Here is an 18,708-nt window from a genome sequence, read left to right as displayed (position 1 = left end):
CCGGGCCCCGCCGGCACTGACGGGCCCCGCTAGACGAAGGGGGAGCCCGGGCGGGCGCGCCACGAGTGCGCGGGATGGTGCACCACCGACGCCAGATTGCGGTCCCAGTGGGCACGCCGGTGGCGGGTGGAATGCGGCGCACGGGGCACGGGGGCCGTCCGTGCCAGGATGACCAGGGCGGCCGTGAGGGCCGCCAGTTCTATGTGGTCAGGGCTGCCCCGGACCACCCTTATCCGGTGCCGGCGTATCACCAGGACACCGGCAGGGTCTTGGGCCCGCGGATCAGCGCCCCGGCCTGCCACTCGATCTGCTCGCGCGGCACGGCCAGGGCCAGGCGCGGGTAGCGGTCGAGCAGCGTGGTGACGATGATCTCGGACTCCATCCGGGCCAGCATCGAGCCGACGCAGTGGTGGGGACCGTTCCCGAAGGCCATGTGGGCGATGGGCCCGCGGTCGAAGTCCAGCGTGTCGGGGTTCGGGAAGACCTCCGGGTCGCGGTTGGCCGCCAGGTACGAGGAGTACACCGTCTCGCCGGCCTTGACCGTGACGCCGGCGATGTCCACGTCCCGCGTGGCGATCCGCGGCAGGCCCACCCCGCTGCGGTGCGGGATGAAGCGCAGCAGCTCGTCGACGGCCTGGGGGATCAGCTCCGGATCCCTGCGCAGCCGTTCGAGGTGCTCCGGATGGGTGAGGAGTGCGAAGATCATGTTCGCGCTGTTGTTGCGCACCGCGTGCGCACCGCTCACCAGGATCGCGGTGGCGATGGAGACGGCCTCAGGATCGGTGATCTCGCCGGCGTCGGCGGCCGCGGCGAGCACCCCGGCCAGGTCGTCGCTCTGCTTCTCCCGCCGCATGGCGAGCAGGGCGACGACGCACTCGCGCACCGTCTTCAGCGCGTCGGTGCTCTTGTCGGGAGCCGGACCGGGCGTCATGATCACGTTCGCCCAGGAGGTCATGTTCCGGCGCATGTCCTGCGGCATCCCCAGCAGGTCGGCGACCGCCGCGAGCGGGAACGGGCCGTGCAGGTGCTCGACCAGGTCCGCCGGCGAACCGTGCCGCTCCATGCCGTCCAGCAGGCTGTCGGCGGTCTTCTGCACGGTCGGCCGCAGCTTCTGCATGCTCTTGCCGGTGAAGGCCCGTGCGACCACGCGGCGCATGTCGTTGAGGCGCGGCGGGTCGGCGTAGTTCATGGACGCCTGCTGCGAGGCGATGGCGTGCGGGGAGGAGGCGGTGATCGTACGGCCGACCAGTTCCTGCCTGCTGAAGCGCGGGTCGGTGGTGGCCGCCTTCACGTCGGCGTAGCGGGACATCAGCCAGGCGCTGCCCTGGCCGTACGGCAGCCGGATCCGGGCGGCCCGTTTGTCCCGCAGGCGGTCGTGCAGGAACGGGTCGAAGTCGAGCGCCTCGAAGTCGTCCAGGTTCCAGCAGTGCACCGGTTCGCCCGAGGCCGGGTCCGTCTCCGGATCGAGGGCCGTGTGCGGGTCTGACGTCATGGTTCATCTCCCTGCGTGGATGTCACCCCCCAAGGCGCGATTCCGCGGGAAATCGGCACCGCCATCCCTTCCCTCTCGTCACACGCTCCGCTGCCTCCTCGGCGCAGCGTCACCGGATTGGCTCATGTCCTCCAACGCCGTAGTCCCGCGCGCGCATCGGCCAAAGGTCCGTGAGGCTGTGTCAGACACGAAAGGAGAGCCACCCATGGCGACTCTGTGCAGGCCAACGGTGTGCGTGCCCGAGCACGTGATCACGATGGAGCAGACCCTGGATCTGTGCCGTTCGGTGCACGCGGACCATCCGCAGCTCGACCTGGCGCTGCGTCTGATCCGCAACACCGGCGTCGCGAAGCGGCACATCGTGCGCCCCATCGAGGAGACCCTCAAGCACCCCGGTTTCGAATCGCGCAACGCGGTGTACGAGGTCGAGGCCAAGCAGCGGGTCCCGGCGGTGGTGCGGCAGGCGCTGGAGGACGCGCAGCTGCGTGCGAAGGACATCGACATGATCATCTACGTGTCGTGCACGGGCTTCATGATGCCCTCGCTGACCGCCTGGATGATCAACGCGATGGGCTTCAGGACGGACACCAAACAGCTCCCCATCGCCCAGCTGGGCTGCGCGGCGGGCGGGGCGGCGGTCAACCGGGCCCACGACTTCTGCACCGCCTACCCCGAGGCGAACGCGCTGATCGTGTCCTGCGAGTTCTGCTCGCTCTGCTACCAGCCCAGTGACCTGGAGGTCGGCAACCTGCTCTCGAACGGCCTGTTCGGCGACGGCGTCGGCGCCGCAGTCGTCCGCGGCAAGGGCGGCACCGGCATGGAACTGCACCGCAACAGCTCGTACATCATCCCCCAGACAGAGGACTGGATCATGTACGACGTCAAGTCCACCGGGTTCCACTTCAAGCTCGACCGGCGGGTGCCCGGGACCATGGAACCGCTCGCCCCGTCCCTCAAGGAGCTCGCCAAAGCCCATGGGTGGGACGCTGCCGCACTGGATTTCTACATCATCCACGCCGGTGGGCCCCGCATCCTGGATGACCTGAGCAAGTACCTCGGTGTGGCACCCGAGGCATTCCGCTTCAGTCGGGCCACACTGACCGAGTACGGCAACATCGCCAGCGCCGTCGTCCTGGACGCACTGCGCCGACTCTTCGACGAGAACGGCACCGCTGACGCCGCGCGGGGCCTGCTGGCCGGTTTCGGCCCGGGCATCACCGCAGAGATCTCACTGGGCAGCTGGACCTCGGACCGAGGGACCGGGTGAGGGAGGAATCCGAAGAATGCTGAAGGACGGCCCCGCAACCGCAAGGCCACCCATCACGCACTGGCCCACCCCGGCCCTGGACGGGGTCGACTTCGACCCCGTCCTCGCCGAACTGATGCAGGCGGGTCCGATCACCCGGATCCGCCTGCCGAACGGAAGCGGGTGGGCCTGGCTCGTCTGCCGGTTCGACGACGTGCGCATGGTGGCCAACGATCCCCGGTTCAGCCGAAAGCTGGTCGCGGAACACGACGTCACCCGGCTGGCCCCCCACTTCATCCCCGCGCCGGGCGCGGTCGGGTTCGAGGACCCGCCCGACCACACCCGGCTGCGGCGCACCGTCGCCGCGGCCTTCACCACCAGCGGGGTGGAGTCCCTGCGCAGCCGGGCCAGGGACATGCTCGACACCCTCGTCGACGGGATCCTGCGCGACGGCCCGCCCGTGGACCTGACCGAGCGCCTGCTCGCGCCCTTCCCGCTCGCCGTCGTGTGCGAGCTGATGGGCGTCCCGGAGAGCGACCGGCCCCTGGTCCACGAATGGACCAGCCTGATCCTCTCCTCGGCCCAGGGCGCCGAACGCAGCGAGCAGGCGAAGAACGACATGTGCGCCTACCTGGGCGGGCGCATGCGCAACGGGGAAGTGGCCGGCGGTGACAGCGTCATCGGGCTCCTCGTCAAGGCCGTCGAGGCCGGCGAGGTCACCGCCGAGGAGGCCACCGGACTCGCCCTGCTCATCCAGATCGGGGGCGAGGCCGTCACCAACAACGTGGGCAACATGGTCTACATCCTGCTCACGCGGCCGGACCTGATGGAGCGGATGAGGAGCGATCCCGCGCTGCGCCCCTCGGCCATCAACGAGCTGCTGCGCTACATCCCGCACCGCAACGCCGTCGGCCTCTCCCGGATCGCCCTCGAGGACGTCACCGTGGCCGGCCAGCTCATCCGGGCGGGCGAAGCGATCTACGTCTCCTACCTCGCGGCCAACCGCGACCCGGACGTCTTCCCCGACCCCGACGAGCTGCAGCTGGACCGCAGCCCCAACCCGCACGTCTCCTTCGGGTACGGACCCCACTTCTGTCCCGGGAACATGCTGGCCCGCCTCGAGTCCGAACTCCTCGTGGACGCGCTGCTCGACCGCTTCGCGGACCTGCGCTTCAGCGTCCCTGCGAGCGAACTGGGCTGGCGGCCCGGCGCCCTCATCCGCGGGCCCGAAGGTCTGCCCGTGACCTGGTCATGACCGCGCACATCGCCCGCGACGGGCTGCTCGTCCCACCGGGTCACGGCCGCACGCTGCACACCGACGCCCAGCAGGTCACGTTCAAGGTCACCGGGGAGCACTCCTCGGTGGCCTCGAGCTTCGAGGTCGTCGTACCGCCCGGTTTCGACGTCGGGGCACACCTGCACACCCGGAGCGAAGAGCTGTTCTACGTCCTGGAGGGTGAACTCGACGTCATGGCCTTCGAGCCGCGCGTGCGTTCCGGGGACGACTGGAGACACTGGGAAGCGCTCGACGGACGTCAGGTCGTCCGTGCCACGCCCGGAACCGTCATCGTGGTTCCGCCCGGTTGTCCGCACGCCTTCGCGAACCCCACCGGCGAACCGGCCCGGATGTTCTTCCAGGCCTCACCGCCGCCCGATCACGAGCGGTACTTCGAGGAGCTCCTCGAGCTGCTCGACACGAGCGCCACCCCGGATCCCGCAGCGATCCGCGACCTGCGGATTCGCTACGACATCGAACAGCTCACACCGCTGCGCCACGAGCTGTCCTGACGACCGACACCGCACCACATCCCCACCCACCCCCATGCTCGGGAGAAAAATCGATGTTGCGTACTCGCCGCACCCTGCGTGCCGCCTCGTACACCCTGGCCGGCACGGTCGCTGTGGCCGCCTCGTTCGCCGCGGGACCTGCACGGGCCGCCGAACCCCTGCCGTCCCACTGGTGCTACGTCAACGGTGTCGAGGCCCCGCCCGGACAGGAGGTGCGCGGCACGTCGGCCGACGACACGATCCTGTGCGAGAACGACGTCGAGAACGCGATCATCTACGGCGGTGGCGGCAACGACAACATCCGCGTCAAGGGCATGCTCATCGACGCCCAGGTGCTCGGCGGCGAGGGCGACGACACGCTCCAGGTCAACAACCTCTCCCCGCGCAACGGCAACTCGTCGGTGCGCGGCGGCGCCGGCAACGACACCATCATCACCGCCCTCGTCGTGGGCACCGCGGACCACGGAGCCAGCGTCTACGGCGACCACGGCGACGACAAGATCACCACGGGCAGCGTGATGGGCCAGCCCGGCGAGTACGAGCGCGGCGGCGGCCAGGTCTTCGGCAACGACGGCAGCGACCTGATCCGCACGGGCAACGTCGACCTCGGCGGCCGGGTCCTCGGCGGCAGCCAGAACGACGTCATCGAGCCCAAGTCGGTCGGCGCCGAGTCCGCTGGCATCGTCCAGGGCGGTCCCGGCGACGACACGGTCCGCGGCCTGAACGACACCGTCCTGACCATCGGACCGGGCTACGGCCAGGTCGACGGCGGGATCGGGACCAACTCCTGCCGGGTGAAGCACTTCTCGACCGGCGACCGGGTCCGCAGCTCGCTGGCGAACTGCCCGTCCACCGAGGCGGCTCCGTCGACCCCGACCGCGCCGGTCTCCCCGGTCTCTCCCGCCGCCCCGGCGTCCCCCGCCAAGCCGGCCTCGCCCGCGGCTCCGATGGCCCCCGCCAAGCCGGCCTCCCCGGCGGCTCCGATGACCCCCGCCAAGCCCGCCTCCCCGATGGCCCCCGGCGCCCACTCACCGCGCTGACGGGCGGCGGCCTCCGGGCGCGCCGTGCGCGCGCTCCACGGACAGGCCGCCGGGAAGCAGGAGCAGGGTCAGCACCGCGCCGACGGCGAAGATCGCCGCCGATGCCGTGAAGACCGTGTGGTAACTCTCCAGGGCAGCCCGCGCCATCAGCTCCGGCGTGGGCTGCCGGCCCGCCAGGGAGCGGGCGACGGCTCCGGCGGCAAGGGTGCTCATGAGCGCCGTGCCGACGGAGCCGCCCGTCTGCCGCATGGCATTGACCGTCGCGGAGCCGACGCCGGCGTCCCGCGGGTCGATGCCCGCCGTGCCGAGGTTCATCGCGGCGGCCGTGATCAGGCCCATGCCCAGCCCCGTGGCCACCTGGCCCGGCAGGACGTCCGCGACGTACGAGCCGGTCGCCGTCAGGGTCGCCAGCCAGGCCATGCCGCACGCCGACAGCAGCATCCCGGTGACGATGCGCGGGCGCCCGCCGATCCTGCCGAGCAGCCCCATGTTGCTGCCGATCGCACCGATCATGGTGCAGCCGGACATCGGCATGAAGGCCAGGCCGGTCCTGGCCGGGCTGTAGCCGCGGGTGTGCTGCAGGTAGTACGTCAGGAACAGGAACACGCCGAACATGCCGACCCCGGTGATGAACACGGACGTGAGCGCCGTACCCCGGACCCGGTCGAGCACGATCCGCAGCGGCAGCAGCGGGTGCGGACTCCGCCCCTGCCACCAGACGAACGCGGTGAGCAGGACGGCGGCGGTGGCCAGGAAGCCCAGGGTGTGCACGGACTGCCAGCTGTGCGAGCCGGCCTTGGCCAGGCCGTAGACCAGGCAGAACAGCCCGGACGAGGCGAGCAGCGTGCCCGGCAGGTCCAGCCGGGGAGGGGTGGTCGGCGCCGGGCGCTTGAGCAGCAGCACACCGCCGACGACGGCGACGGCGGCGAAGAGCAGGTTCACGTACATGGTCGAGCGCCAGCTCAGGTGCTCGGTGAGGAACCCGCCCAGCAGCAGCCCCACGGCGCCCCCGGACGCGGCCAGCGATCCGAACACGCCGAAGGCCTTGCCGCGTTCGGCGGGGGCGGAGAACGTCGTGGTGAGCAGCGAGAGCGCGGCAGGAGCCAGCAGCGCCGCGAACACGCCTTGCAGGGAGCGGGCCGTGACGAGGATCCCGAAGGTGGCGGCGGCCCCGCCGACCGCGGAGGCCGCGGCGAAGCCGATCTGCCCGATGAGGAAGGCCCGCCGCCGCCCGAACTTGTCGGCCAGCCGCCCGCCGAGCAGCAGCAGACTGCCGAAGGTGATCGCGTACGAGGTCACCACCCACTGCCGCTGGTCGTCGGAGAACCCGAGGTCGGCCTGGGCGGAAGGCAGGGCGATGTTCACGATGGTGGCGTCGAGGACCACCATGAGCTGGGCGAGGCCGATGACGGCAAGGATCCACCACCGGCGCGGATCGGGCTGCGCGGCGGTGGTGGGGACGGCTGGAGTGGTACTGGTTCCGGGGCGGGTCGGCTCTGCGGACATGGTGGTACTCCATGGGTTCCGCTCGTTCTCGCTGGCGAGAATGCGTGCGCGTGTGCGTGTGCGTGTGCGTGGACTGTCTGGTTCGACGATGCGTGAGCCGGCCCCCTCGCCCGCGCGCCACGCCACGATGCCGTCCGGATGGACCAGTGGCGCGTTCGTTTCTGCTACCCCTTCCCCTTGTCCGCCTTTCCTCCGGCGTCCTCCTTCCTCTTGCGGGGGGCGCCGGCCGGGCGTCCGGCGTGGAGTTCCAGTGGGCCCGTGCCCTCGGTGCGGGCGCGCAGGCAGGCCTCGATCTGGCGACGCAGGGACGGTTTGACCAGGGGGCGCAGCTCCGCGGCCGGCACCGCCCGCCAGCGGAGCAGTTCGAACGGGGCGAGCCGGATCCGGGCCAGCGCGGCGCCGTCCAGGACCCCGCCGTCGTAGAGGAAGCGGATGCGGGCCGGATAGCCGTGCTTGTGGGCCCAGTTCACGCCGAGCAGCCGGCCCGGTTCGAGGTCGAGGCCGAGCTCCTCGTGCACCTCCCGCCGGGCGGCGGCCCGCGGGGTCTCGCCCAGGTCGCTGTCGATGCCGCCGCCCGGCAGGTTCCACCGGCCCGGCCTGCCGTACGAGGGCTCCACCAGCAGGATCCCGCCGGCGGAGTCGGTGAACAGCACGCTCGCCGCCGTGAGGGCCTTGGGGCGGGAGGCCCGGTGGCTCGCGGCGTCGAAGGACCCGGCGTGCTCGAGGGCCGTACGCCGCGCCGGGTCCAGCCCGGCCGGGGAGCCGGGCTGGGCCACGCCGTCGACGAGGTGCGCGAGGGAGCCGGAGTACAGGGCGTCCAGGCCGGCGCGCAGCCGGGGCGCGATCCGGGCGGGCAGCGCCGCGTACGCCTCGTGCGGCGGGAGCCAGCGGGCCGCTGTGACCTCGCCGTCCGCGAAGGAGATCGCGGCAGCCTGCTCCGGCGAGAGCGGCCCCACGAGGTGGACGTGGGCGATGAGGGAGCGGCCGAGCGCGCCGGGCCGCCGGGAGTCCACGGCGAGCAGCCGGCCGACCGGCACGGCGAGGTCCAGCTCCTCCTTCAGCTCGCGGGCCAGCCCTTCCTCCGGGGTCTCGGTGTCCTCGACCGTGCCGCCCGGCAGCTCCAGGTCCGCCTTGTACGAGGGCGTCAGGACGAGCACCCGCCCGTCGGTGTCCAGCACGATGCCGGTGGCGGCGACGAGGGGGGAGGGCCGGGCGGCGTAGTACGCGCGCACCGCGTCGGGGGAGGGGTGGTCGGTCGGCCGGTCGGCCGGGCGGTCGGGCACTGCGGGCTCCTGTGGTCGTGCGGCGGTACGGGGCGGATCCACGGGGCGGATCCGTACCCCGCGCGGGCCGCCGCGCTCCGCGCTCCACGGTCCGCGGTCAGGCCCGGGCCAGGAGCATCCCGCCCATCGTGACCATGGTCGCCGCGACGAGCCCGTCCAGCACCCGCCAGGCCGAGGGGCGCGCCAGCAGTCCGCTCAGCAGCCGGGCGCCGTAGCCGAGCGTGCCGAACCAGATCAGGCTGGCCAGCCCCGCCCCGATGCCGAAGGCCCAGCGCAGGTCGCCGCGGTCGGCGGCGAGGGAGCCGAGCAGCAGGACGGTGTCCAGGTAGACGTGCGGGTTGAGCCAGGTCATGGCCAGGCAGGTCAGCACGGCGCGGCGGCGGGACCCGGCGGTGGCCCCCGCGGTGTCCAGGGCGGCGCCCGGGGTGGGCCGCAGCACCCGGCGGGCGGCGAGGAATCCGTAGGCGATCAGGAAGGCGCCGCCGGCGATGGCGACGGCGGTCAGGGCGGCCGGCCAGGCGGTGACGAAGGCGCCGACCCCGGCGACGCCGAGGGCGATGAGGACCGCGTCGGAGACCGCGCAGATCGCGACCACGGCGAGGACGGCCTGCCGACGGGCCCCCTGCCGCAGGACGAAGGCGTTCTGTGCGCCGATGGCGACGATGAGGGAGAGTCCGGTGCCGAAGCCGGCGAGTGCCGCCGCGATGATGCCGTGTGTCATGTCTTCGACCGTAGGCAGCCGCGTGGTTTCAGTACAGCTAAAGATTTTTACGTACCCTTAGCGCTCGTGATGGACGAACTTCCCCTGGACCAGGTACGGACCCTGCTCGCCGTGGTCGACGAGGGCACCTTCGACGCGGCGGCCGCGGCCCTGCACGTGACCCCGTCCGCCGTCAGCCAGCGGGTCAAGGCGCTGGAGCAGCGCACCGGGCGGGTGCTGCTGATGCGGACGAAGCCGGTCCGGGCGACCGAGTCCGGGCAGGTGGTGGTCCGGTTCGCCCGGCAGCTGGCCCGCCTGGAGCGGGACGCGCGCGCCGAGCTCGGGATGGCGCAGGAGTCGGGCGGCCCGGTGCGGCTGCCGATCGCGGTCAACGCGGACTCCCTCGCCACCTGGTTCCTGCCGGCGCTCACGCAGGTGCCGCAGGATCCGCCGGTCTTCTTCGAACTGCACCGGGAGGACGAGTCGCACACGACGGCGCTGCTGCGGGAGGGCCAGGTGATGGCGGCGGTCACCTCCTCGCCGGACCCGGTCGCGGGGTGCACCGTACGCAGGCTCGGGCTGGCACGGTACCTGCCGGTGGCGAGCCCCGGATTCGTGGCGCGGTACCTGGCCGGGGCGCTCGAGGACGGCCTGCGGGAGGCCCCGGTGATCGTGTTCGACCGGCGCGACGTGCTCCAGGACGTGTTCGTACGGTCGCTGACCGGCGATCAGGACGCCGGGGCGGGGCCGCTGCGCCACCACGTGCCGACCTCGGAGGGGTTCTGCGACGCGGTGGCGGCCGGGCTGGGCTGGGGACTGGTGCCCGAGCCGCAGGCGGAGCCCCTGGTGCGCGCGGGCGGGCTGGTGCTGCTGGTGCCGGGGCGGCCGCTGGACGTGCCGCTGTACTGGCAGCAGTGGAAGCTCGACTCCCCGGCGCTGTCGAGGGTGGCGGAGGTGATCGCGGCCGCGGCGGCCGAGGCACTGCGCCAGGCCGGGTCCCGGCCCGCTTAGGGGGTGTCCGGCGGATCGAGGTCGGGCGGCCCTCTAAGCTGCGGTCATGGAGTCCTACACGATCGGCCAGGCTGCGCGGCTGCTCGGCGTGAGCGTCGACACGGCCCGGCGCTGGGCGGATGCCGAGCGGTTCCCCACCCGCCGGGAGGGCACGCGGCGGATGGTGGACGGGCCGGACCTGGCCGCGTTCTGCGTGGAGGCCGCCCAGGAGGGCGGCGACGCCGAGGACGCCCCGTACACCTCGGCGCGCAACGCCTTCCCGGGCATCGTCACCGCCGTCAAGCTCGGTACCGTCGACGCCCAGGTCGAGATCCAGGCCGGTCCCCACCGCATCGTGTCGCTGCTGACGCGCGAGGCGGTGGAGGAGCTCGGCCTCGAGGTGGGCGCACGGGCCGTGGCCCGCGTGAAGTCGACGAGCGTGTTCATCGACCGGGTCTGACCGAGCGGCCCCGGCGGACCACGCCGGGCGTCAACGACCGCGGCGTCCCGCAGCGGTGAGGCGGCCCGCTGCCTCGCGGGCGGCGTCGACCGCCCCGGCCCGCGCGGCCTCGCGGTCACCGTCGGTGCGGGTGTAGGCAACGGCGACGACCATGTTGCTGCGCCGGAACGTGACTTGTGCGGTGATCCGCCCGCCGGACTGCTGCGCCTGGTAGCGGACGAAGGCCTCCTCGCCCACTCCGGGCACGTCCGCCACCGTGTCCTTCTCCCAGCCCGGCAGGTCGCCGCGCTGCTTGCGGAGGTCCTTGCCGGCCAGCTCCTCCGTGAGGCGGGAGGCCAGCAGATGGACACCGGCCCGGTTCGGGCCCTCTTCGCGCGGGGCGGACCAGCTGCAGGAGGCCGCGTCGGCGCGCCCGCCGTACGAGGTGGGTACCAGCCGGTGCACGGTCTCCGGCGTCAACAGTTCGCAGAACGGCGGATCGGCCGTGAACTCGCCCGGGTGCGCACGTTCCCACGACTTCCACGCGGCGAGCCCGGCGAAGGGTATGAGGAGCAGGGCGAAAGCACAGATCGCGATGATCACTGCAAGCGGCACCCGGGGGCGCGGCGCCGGCGAGGCGGGGGGTGTGGTCACCGCGGCAGCATAGGGGGCGCGCCCCGGTCCTGCGGTGTCCCGGCGTAGGGCCGATCGGCGACGGTGGCAGACTGGCCGCTGAACCGCCGAAGGGAAGTACCTCGTTGTCCATGTTCAGCAACTTGCGCCGGGCCGTGCGTCGCGGCTACCGGCGGGCCGTCGATCTGAGTCACCCGGCCCGCTCCCCACTCGGCAGCGCGGTGGTCAACTGCGTGGTCTACGTGGACGGTGCCCGGCAGGACGGCTGCGCCGAGGTCGAGGAGGCGCTGCGGCGGGTCCGCAAGGCGGGCGACGGGTTCGTCTGGATCGGCCTGCACGAACCGGCGAAGGAGGAGCTCGCCGGGCTCGCCGAGCTGTTCGGCCTGCACCCGCTCGCCGTCGAGGACGCCGTGAACGCGCACCAGCGCCCCAAGGTGGAGCGGTACGACGACATACTGTTCTCCGTCTTCAAGACCGTGCGCTACGTGGAGCACGAGGAGCTCACCGCGACGAGCGAGGTCGTGGAGACCGGCGAGCTGATGGCGTTCACCGGCGATGACTTCGTCATCACCATCCGGCACGGCGGCCACGGCACGCTCGGCCCCGTCCGCGAGAGCCTGGAGGCGGCGCCGGAGCAACTGGCCAAGGGGCCGGCGTCGGTTCTGCACGCGATCGCCGACCACGTCGTCGACGACTACGTGGCCGTCACGGACGCGGTGCAGAACGACATCGACGCCGTCGAGACCGCCGTCTTCAGCGAGTACGGCGGCCGCGGCGACGCCGGCCGCATCTACCAGCTCAAGCGCGAACTGCTGGAGCTGCGCCGGGCGGTGGCCCCGCTGAGCCGGCCGCTCCAGCACCTGGCCACGCAGCCGATACCGGTCATCCCGGCGGAGGTCCGTGCGTACTTCCGCGACGTCGCCGACCACCTGACCCGGGCCACCGACCAGATCGGCGCGTACGACGGCCTGCTCGACTCCATCCTGCAGGCGCACCTCGCGCAGGTGACCGTCGCGCAGAACGAGGACATGCGCAAGATCACGGCGTGGGCGGCCATCGTCGCCGTGCCGACCATGGTCTGCGGGGTCTACGGAATGAACTTCGACAACATGCCCGAGCTGCACTGGACGTACGGCTACCCGATCGTGGTCGGCGTCATGGCCCTCGCCTGCTTCGCCATCCACCGGGGCTTCCGCCGCAACGGCTGGCTCTGAGCCGCGGATTGACCCGCAGCCCCACCGGCCCACGGCGTGCATGGGTATTGAGCTGTCCCGAGCTCTGGTAGTAAAGTTTCCTAACGAAGTCGGGTAAGCCTCAACTCCCCCATGGAGGTCTTGTGTTCACCCCCCACCGCAAGAGAATGGCCATCGGCGCCCTGCTCGGCAGCGCCCTGCTCGCCGTGCCGGTGACCGCCCACGCCACCGCGGCACCCACCCCCGCTTCCGCCCCTGCGTCCGCCGCCGTGTCGGCCGCGGCCGTCGGACTCGACGATCCGGCGAAGAAGGACATCGCCATGCAGATCGTCTCCAGCGCGGAGAACTCCTCGCTGGACTGGAAGGCGCAGTACAAGTACATAGAGGACATAGACGACGGCCGCGGCTACACGGCCGGCATCATCGGCTTCTGCTCCGGCACCGGCGACATGCTCGACCTCATCGAGTACTACACCGACGTCAAGCCGGGCAACGTGCTCGCCAAGTACCTCCCGGCCCTCCGTCAGGTCGACGGCACCGACTCGCACAAGGGCCTCGACCCGAACTTCACCAAGGACTGGGCGAAGGCGGCCCAGGACGGCGAGTTCAAGAAGGCCCAGGACCACGAGCGCGACCGGGTCTACTTCAACCCCGCCGTCAAGCAGGGCAAGTCCGACGGGGTCGGCGCGCTCGGCCAGTTCATGTACTACGACGCCATCGTCATGCACGGCGACGGCAGCGACTCCACGAGCTTCCGCAACATCCGCAAGCGGGCGCTGTCCAAGGCCAAGCCCCCGGCCCAGGGCGGCAACGAGACGACCTGGCTGAACGCCTTCCTCGACGCCCGCGTCTGGGCGATGAAGCAGGAGGAGGCGCACAGCGACACCAGTCGTGTCGACACCGCGCAGCGGGTCTTCCTCAAGAAGGGGAACCTGAACCTCAACACCCCGCTCGACTGGAAGGTCTACGGGGACTCGTTCCACATCGGCTGAACCGGCCGACCAGTCCACGGCGTCCCGTGCCCGGCCCCCTGCCCGGCGCGGGACGTTGGTGCGTGCGGCGGCGGGTTCAGGTCGCAGAGCCGTAACGATGTGGTGGCGGAGGGGCCTGCTCCGGGAGTTGCGGCGGCTCGGGCGTGCCGGCGTCGAGTGCCTCGGGAGGCTCTCCAACCTCACAAATCGGGCTCCGTCACCCCTGTTTCGTCACCCCGGGTGACCTGACACCACCGGGGGGTCCCAAGTGGCGCCCGGTACCGATGTTTTTGGTCGATGAACCGAAGGAAAGCGGCACTTCTGGCGGCATGGGAACTGGCTTGACCGCCACATAAGCGGGGCATAAGTTCTGCCTCGGCTTGCTCCAGCAGGACGGGCCGACGAACCGTCCTCTGGGGGGACCCATGCACTACTACACCGACGTTCTGAAGAAGTACACCGTCTTCTCCGGCCGCGCCCGCCGGCAGGAGTACTGGATGTTCACCCTCTTCAACCTGATCGCCCTGATCATCGTTGCCGTCCTCGACAACGCGATCGGCACCTACCCGCTCCTCTACGCGATCTACGCGCTGGCCGTCTTCCTCCCGGGCCTGGCCGTCGGCGTCCGCCGCCTGCACGACACCGGCAAGTCCGGCTGGTGGCTGCTCATCGCGCTCGTCCCGCTGATCGGCGGCATCTGGCTCCTCGTCCTCATGGCGACCGAGGGCCAGCCGCAGCCGAACGAGTACGGCCAGAACCCGAAGGCCGTCCAGGCCTGACCAGGCCCGCAAGCCTGAACGCCTGAGTTCGCCCGAGCGCCGCCCCCGGCTGGAAACAGCCGGGGGCGGCGTTTCGCCGTTCCAGGGGGTCGCACGGGGCCGGGAGTGACGCGCGTCTCTCCGGGACTCGGGCAGGGGGCTGTCCGGACCGGCCCGATCACGAGATATCTTGATGTCGAGCAATGTTGCAGACGAGAGACGCAGACTGTGGAGCGGAGCATCCGGTGACTGACTCGACCATCATCTACACGCACACTGACGAGGCCCCGGCCCTCGCGACGTATTCCTTCCTGCCTGTGATCCAGGCCTACGCGTCGACGGCCGGTGTGAATGTCGAGACCCGTGACATCTCCCTGGCCGGTCGCATCATCGCCAGCTTCCCCGAGCACCTCGAGGAGGGCCAGCGGATCGCCGATGCCCTCGCCGAGCTCGGCGAGCTGGCGAAGACGCCGGAAGCGAACATCATCAAGCTGCCCAACGTCTCGGCTTCGATCCCGCAGCTGAAGGCCGCGGTCGCCGAGCTCCAGGGCCAGGGCTACGCGCTCCCGGACTACCCGGACGACCCGAAGACCGACGAGGAGCGGGAGATCCGCGCCCGCTACGACAAGATCAAGGGCAGCGCCGTCAACCCGGTCCTGCGTGAGGGCAACTCCGACCGCCGCGCCCCCGCCTCGGTCAAGAACTACGCCAAGGCCCACCCGCACCGCATGGGCGCCTGGACCTCCGAGTCGAAGACGAACGTCGCCACCATGGGGGCCGACGACTTCCGCTCCACCGAGAAGTCCGCCGTGATCGCCGAGGCCGGCACGCTCCGCATCGAGCACGTCGCCGCCGACGGCGCCACCACCGTCCTGCGCGCGTCCGTACCGGTCCTGGCCGGCGAGGTCGTGGACGCGTCCGTCCTGCACGTCGACGCGCTGCGCACCTTCCTGGACGCGCAGATCGCCCGCGCCAAGGCCGAGGACGTCCTGTTCTCCGTGCACCTCAAGGCCACGATGATGAAGGTCTCCGACCCGATCGTCTTCGGCCACGTGGTCCGCGCCTTCTTCCCGAAGACCTTCGCGAAGTACGGCGAGGTTCTGGTCGCCGCCGGCCTGTCCCCGAACGACGGCCTCGGCACCATCCTGAACGGCCTCGACGGAGTCCCGCACATCGGCGCCGAGATCAAGGCCTCCTTCGAGGCCGAGATCGCCGAGGGCCCTGCCCTCGCGATGGTCGACTCGGACAAGGGCATCACCAACCTGCACGTCCCGTCCGACGTCATCGTCGACGCCTCCATGCCGGCCATGATCCGCACCTCCGGCCACATGTGGGGCCCGGACGGCAACGAGGCCGACACCCTGGCCGTCCTGCCGGACAGCAGCTACGCCGGTGTCTACCAGGTCGTCATCGACGACTGCCGCGCGCACGGCGCCTTCGACCCGTCCACCATGGGCTCGGTGCCGAACGTCGGCCTCATGGCCCAGAAGGCCGAGGAGTACGGCAGCCACGACAAGACCTTCGAGATCGCCGCCGCGGGCACCGTCCGCCTCGTCGACGCCGCGGGCAACACGGTCCTGGAGCAGGAGGTCGCCGCCGGCGACATCTTCCGCGCCTGCCAGACCAAGGACGCGCCGATCCAGGACTGGGTCAAGCTCGCCGTCACCCGCGCCCGCGCCACCGGCGTCCCGGCCGTCTTCTGGCTCGACGAGGGCCGCGCGCACGACGCGCAGCTGATCGCCAAGGTCAAGACGTACCTCGCCGAGCACGACACCGACGGTCTCACCATCGAGATCCTCTCCCCGGTCGAGGCCACCGCGTACTCCCTGGAGCGCATCCGCCGCGGCGAGGACACCATCTCGGTGACCGGCAACGTGCTGCGCGACTACCTGACCGACCTCTTCCCGATCCTGGAGCTGGGCACCAGCGCCAAGATGCTGTCGGTCGTCCCGCTGATGAACGGCGGCGGCCTCTTCGAGACGGGCGCCGGCGGCTCCGCCCCGAAGCACGTCCAGCAGCTGGTCAAGGAGAACTACCTGCGCTGGGACTCCCTCGGTGAGTTCCTCGCGCTGGCCGTCTCCTTCGAGCACCTCGCGACCACCACCGGCAACGCCCGCGCCCAGGTGCTGGCCGACACCCTGGACCGCGCGACCGGCACCTTCCTCAACGAGGACAAGTCGCCGAGCCGCAAGCTGGGCGGCATCGACAACCGCGGCAGCCACTTCTACCTCGCCCTGTACTGGGCGCAGGAGCTGGCCAAGCAGACCGACGACGCCGCGCTGGCCACCGCGTTCGAGGCGCTCGCCAAGACGCTGGGCGAGCAGGAGGAGACCATCGTCGGCGAGCTCATCGCCGTCCAGGGCTCCCCGGCCGACATCGGCGGGTACTACCAGCCCGACGCCGCGAAGGCCTCGGCGGTCATGCGGCCGTCCGCCACCTTCAACCAGGCGATCGCGACCCTCGCGTAACGTCCGGACATGGTGTGAAGGGTTCCGCCCCGGTCGGCAGTCGCCGACCGGGGCGGACCCGTCTGCGGACCCGTCTGCGGACCCGTCTGCGGACCCGTACGCGGGCACCGTGCGACGGAAACCCGGTTGCAGGGCGGTCCCGCCGACGGCTAGGAAGTCCCCGTGATACAGGGAACCCTGGCCGGGCTGCGCGCCCGCCACGCCGATGACGTAGCCGTGCTCCACGCCGAGCTGTACGAGGACGTCGCGACGCGGTCGCGCGCCGGATCCGGGCCGTGGCGCCCGATCACCGCCGGCTCCGGGCACTCCCCGTTCGAGCCCGCCGCCCCGTCCGACGACGTGGCGGTCTTCTCGGTGGTCGACGCCGCCTCCGGATCGCTCGCGGGCGATGCCGTGCTGTGGGGCATCGACGCCCACAACCGCAGCGCCCACCTCGGGATCTCACTGCTGCCCGCCTGCCGGGGCCGCGGCTTCGGTGCGGAGGTCGTGCAGTTGCTGTGCCGCTACGGGTTCACCGTGCGCGGGCTGAACCGGCTCCAGGTGGACACCCTCGCCGACAACGCCGCCATGATCAGCGCCGCGACGCGCGCGGGCTTCACCCCGGAGGGCACCCTGCGGCGCTCCGCGTGGGTGTCGGGGACCTTCGTGGACGAGGTGGTCCTGGGGCTGTTGGCGGAGGAGTGGAAGCAGGTGGCCTGAGGAGGTGTCCGGCGGGCCACTGGTGGCCCCTGCGGCGGGTGCGTTAGCGTGCCGCCGGGGGTCTGGGGGGAGTGCGGGTGGCGCGTCGCAACAACACGTCCTGCGCGGGCATCGGCTGCGCGGGCTATCTGCTGCTCAACGTGGTGGGGCTCGTCGGCACCCTGCTCGCGTTCCCCGTGCTGATGCCCGACCTGATGGCCCAGCAGACTCCGCCGCTGAAGGTGGAGGGCGCCGGCCAGTGGGCCGTCGTGTACGGCATCCCGGTCGCCGTGGCGTGCGTGCTCGTCGCCGTCGCGGGCCGCGGCGGGCGCGTCGTCTGGTGGATGTTCCTCGTCCGGGTGGCCGTCATGCTCGCCGCCGTCGCCGCCGCGGTGACCTACGCCGAGGGGCGGGTCGCCGGGCAGCCCTGGAACGTCCGGATGGGCATCGAGGCCGGCGCCGCCGGGTTCGCGGCCCTCGTCGTCCACCTGGGCGTGCGCCGGTGGGACAGGTCGGCCGGGGCGCGGCCCCGGCCGGGCGAGGTCTGGCTGGCCATGGTGCCGCTGCGCGAGGACCCGAAACGGCAGCTGCGGCACTACTGCGTGGTCCTGGCGACCGGGCCGGACGGCGCCCGGGTCGCTCAGATCACCAGCAAGGACAAGGACGGCCGGCGCGACCACGTCCGGATCCCGAACCACGGCTGGGACGAGGTCTCGGGGCGCTCCCACTGGGTGGAGATCGGCCGCGAGCCGCGTGTGGTGCCCCACCGCAAGTTCCTCAAGTCCCGCCCCCAGGGCCCGTGCCCGGATGCCGTCTGGTCCCAGCTGCTGGACCGGCTGCCCGCGGGCGCCGCGGCCGTGCCGGCGCCGCGTTCCCCCGTCCCCCGGCTGCTGAAGCGGATCCTGCGCCGGCGCCACGGCTGACCGGACTGACGCCGGGGCGGGTGCCGGCCCGGCTCCCGGCTGCCGGCTCCCGGTCAGAGGCGGTGCACGCGTTCCCCCTCGAAGGCCAGCGGCGCCGGGCCCGCGGCCAGGATGCGCAGCCCCGGGGCCGCGGTGAGCAGGTTCCGCAGCCAGGCCAGCGTCTGCGGCGCGAGCCGGTCGGTGCCGTCCAGGACGAGGAGCATGTCCCGCTCCGCGAGCCACGAGAAGGCGTTCGCCGTCCCGCAGGGCAGGAAGGGCATGCCCGGTACGCATCCCAGCGCGGCCGTCAGCTCGCGCAGGCCGAACGGGCGGTCCACCACGACCACGGCGACGCCGTCGCAGAAGTTGGACGAGAGCCGCTCGGCGATCTCCCGCACCAGCAGGCTCCGGGGCTCCCGGAACCGCCCGGTGACGGTCAGGACCCGTCCCCGGCGGACGGCGGTCAGCAGCCTGGACAGCTCGTCGGACGTCGCCGGCAGTGTGCCGGCACTGCCTGAATCCCTCATCGGCACGATGCCCCCCATTGCATGCGTGTCCATGCGCGACCAAGGGTTCTTTCGGGCCGCGTAGCGATGATTATGCGCCAGTTCTGCCGGAAGG

The 18,708-nt window shown here is 71.7% G+C and carries 19 protein-coding genes; 12 read left to right on the top strand and 7 right to left on the bottom strand.

Going from position 1 to position 18,708, the window contains the following annotated elements; translation table 11 throughout:
- Positions 1–29 precede the first annotated feature (29 nt).
- Positions 30–227: an acyl-CoA carboxylase epsilon subunit gene (locus tag OG299_RS08225; RefSeq protein WP_327364481.1), complete on the bottom strand. Its 198-nt coding sequence runs from the start codon at positions 225–227 to the stop codon at positions 30–32.
- Between the two features lie 20 nt (positions 228–247).
- Entirely contained in the window at positions 248–1,492 is a 1,245-nt protein-coding gene (locus OG299_RS08220) for a cytochrome P450 (protein WP_327361072.1), read from the bottom strand.
- Positions 1,493–1,697: 205 nt separating this feature from the next.
- Here OG299_RS08220 and OG299_RS08215 point away from each other — a divergent pair, with 205 nt between their 5' ends.
- Genes OG299_RS08215 through OG299_RS08200 form a run of 4 tightly spaced genes read left to right on the top strand, consistent with a single transcriptional unit; the run spans position 1,698 to position 5,566 of the window.
- Positions 1,698–2,759, top strand: coding sequence for a type III polyketide synthase (locus tag OG299_RS08215; protein WP_266635113.1), 1,062 nt, complete (start codon positions 1,698–1,700; stop codon positions 2,757–2,759).
- Positions 2,760–2,775: 16 nt separating this feature from the next.
- Positions 2,776–3,993 (top strand): cytochrome P450, encoded by a 1,218-nt coding sequence (locus tag OG299_RS08210; RefSeq protein ID WP_266635115.1) that lies wholly within the window; start codon positions 2,776–2,778, stop codon positions 3,991–3,993.
- Positions 3,990–4,526: a cupin domain-containing protein gene (locus OG299_RS08205; RefSeq protein WP_327361071.1), complete on the top strand. Its 537-nt coding sequence runs from the start codon at positions 3,990–3,992 to the stop codon at positions 4,524–4,526. The genes OG299_RS08210 and OG299_RS08205 overlap by 4 nt, the downstream gene beginning before the upstream one ends.
- A 53-nt stretch (positions 4,527–4,579) precedes the next feature.
- The gene (locus tag OG299_RS08200) at positions 4,580–5,566 is read left to right on the top strand and encodes a hypothetical protein (protein WP_327361070.1); all 987 of its coding nucleotides are present in this window, start codon (positions 4,580–4,582) and stop codon (positions 5,564–5,566) included.
- Here OG299_RS08200 and OG299_RS08195 read toward each other — a convergent pair.
- From OG299_RS08195 to OG299_RS08185, 3 genes are all read right to left on the bottom strand, one after another.
- Positions 5,555–7,072 carry a DHA2 family efflux MFS transporter permease subunit gene (locus tag OG299_RS08195; protein WP_327361069.1) on the bottom strand — a complete coding sequence of 506 codons (1,518 nt, stop codon included), beginning with the start codon at positions 7,070–7,072 and terminating at the stop codon, positions 5,555–5,557. The two genes, OG299_RS08200 and OG299_RS08195, sit on opposite strands and share 12 nt — an antisense overlap.
- A gap of 164 nt (positions 7,073–7,236) precedes the next feature.
- Positions 7,237–8,355 (bottom strand): NUDIX domain-containing protein, encoded by a 1,119-nt coding sequence (locus tag OG299_RS08190; RefSeq protein ID WP_327361068.1) that lies wholly within the window; start codon positions 8,353–8,355, stop codon positions 7,237–7,239.
- A 97-nt stretch (positions 8,356–8,452) separates the two neighbouring features.
- Positions 8,453–9,076, bottom strand: coding sequence for a LysE/ArgO family amino acid transporter (locus OG299_RS08185; RefSeq protein WP_266635123.1), 624 nt, complete (start codon positions 9,074–9,076; stop codon positions 8,453–8,455).
- A 69-nt stretch (positions 9,077–9,145) separates the two neighbouring features.
- On the opposite strand from OG299_RS08185, the gene OG299_RS08180 reads away from it, so the two are divergent.
- Together OG299_RS08180 and OG299_RS08175 are read left to right on the top strand one after the other, a co-directional pair.
- Positions 9,146–10,066 carry a LysR family transcriptional regulator ArgP gene (locus OG299_RS08180; RefSeq protein ID WP_266635124.1) on the top strand — a complete coding sequence of 307 codons (921 nt, stop codon included), beginning with the start codon at positions 9,146–9,148 and terminating at the stop codon, positions 10,064–10,066.
- A 46-nt stretch (positions 10,067–10,112) separates the two neighbouring features.
- Positions 10,113–10,505: a TOBE domain-containing protein gene (locus OG299_RS08175; protein ID WP_266635125.1), complete on the top strand. Its 393-nt coding sequence runs from the start codon at positions 10,113–10,115 to the stop codon at positions 10,503–10,505.
- Between the two features lie 30 nt (positions 10,506–10,535).
- Here OG299_RS08175 and OG299_RS08170 read toward each other — a convergent pair whose 3' ends face one another.
- Complete coding sequence (locus OG299_RS08170) at positions 10,536–11,138, bottom strand: hypothetical protein (protein ID WP_327361067.1); 603 nt, start codon at positions 11,136–11,138, stop codon at positions 10,536–10,538.
- A 110-nt stretch (positions 11,139–11,248) separates the two neighbouring features.
- On the opposite strand from OG299_RS08170, the gene corA reads away from it, so the two are divergent.
- From corA to OG299_RS08140, 6 genes are all read left to right on the top strand, one after another.
- Positions 11,249–12,331 (top strand): magnesium/cobalt transporter CorA, encoded by a 1,083-nt coding sequence (gene corA / locus OG299_RS08165; protein ID WP_266635128.1) that lies wholly within the window; start codon positions 11,249–11,251, stop codon positions 12,329–12,331.
- A gap of 146 nt (positions 12,332–12,477) precedes the next feature.
- On the top strand, positions 12,478–13,302 hold the full coding sequence (locus OG299_RS08160; RefSeq protein WP_266635903.1) for a chitosanase: 825 nt from the start codon (positions 12,478–12,480) through the stop codon (positions 13,300–13,302).
- A gap of 404 nt (positions 13,303–13,706) precedes the next feature.
- Positions 13,707–14,060, top strand: a complete 354-nt coding sequence (locus tag OG299_RS08155) for a DUF805 domain-containing protein (protein ID WP_266635129.1) — start codon at positions 13,707–13,709, stop codon at positions 14,058–14,060.
- Positions 14,061–14,284: 224 nt separating this feature from the next.
- A complete protein-coding gene (locus tag OG299_RS08150) occupies positions 14,285–16,507 on the top strand; it encodes an NADP-dependent isocitrate dehydrogenase (RefSeq protein ID WP_266635130.1) in 2,223 nt (740 codons plus the stop codon).
- 162 nt (positions 16,508–16,669) lie between these two features.
- A complete protein-coding gene (locus OG299_RS08145; protein ID WP_266635131.1) occupies positions 16,670–17,206 on the top strand; it encodes a GNAT family N-acetyltransferase in 537 nt (178 codons plus the stop codon).
- A gap of 77 nt (positions 17,207–17,283) precedes the next feature.
- Positions 17,284–18,108 carry a hypothetical protein gene (locus OG299_RS08140; RefSeq protein WP_327361066.1) on the top strand — a complete coding sequence of 275 codons (825 nt, stop codon included), beginning with the start codon at positions 17,284–17,286 and terminating at the stop codon, positions 18,106–18,108.
- A gap of 53 nt (positions 18,109–18,161) precedes the next feature.
- Here OG299_RS08140 and OG299_RS08135 read toward each other — a convergent pair whose 3' ends face one another.
- Complete coding sequence (locus OG299_RS08135; RefSeq protein ID WP_266635133.1) at positions 18,162–18,647, bottom strand: hypothetical protein; 486 nt, start codon at positions 18,645–18,647, stop codon at positions 18,162–18,164.
- Positions 18,648–18,708: the final 61 nt, after the last annotated feature.

It is taken from the genome of Streptomyces sp. NBC_01296 (assembly GCF_035984415.1).
Taxonomy (GTDB): Bacteria; Actinomycetota; Actinomycetes; order Streptomycetales; family Streptomycetaceae; genus Streptomyces.
Note: the sequence above shows the minus strand (reverse complement) of the source record. Positions and strands in the feature narration are given on the sequence as shown.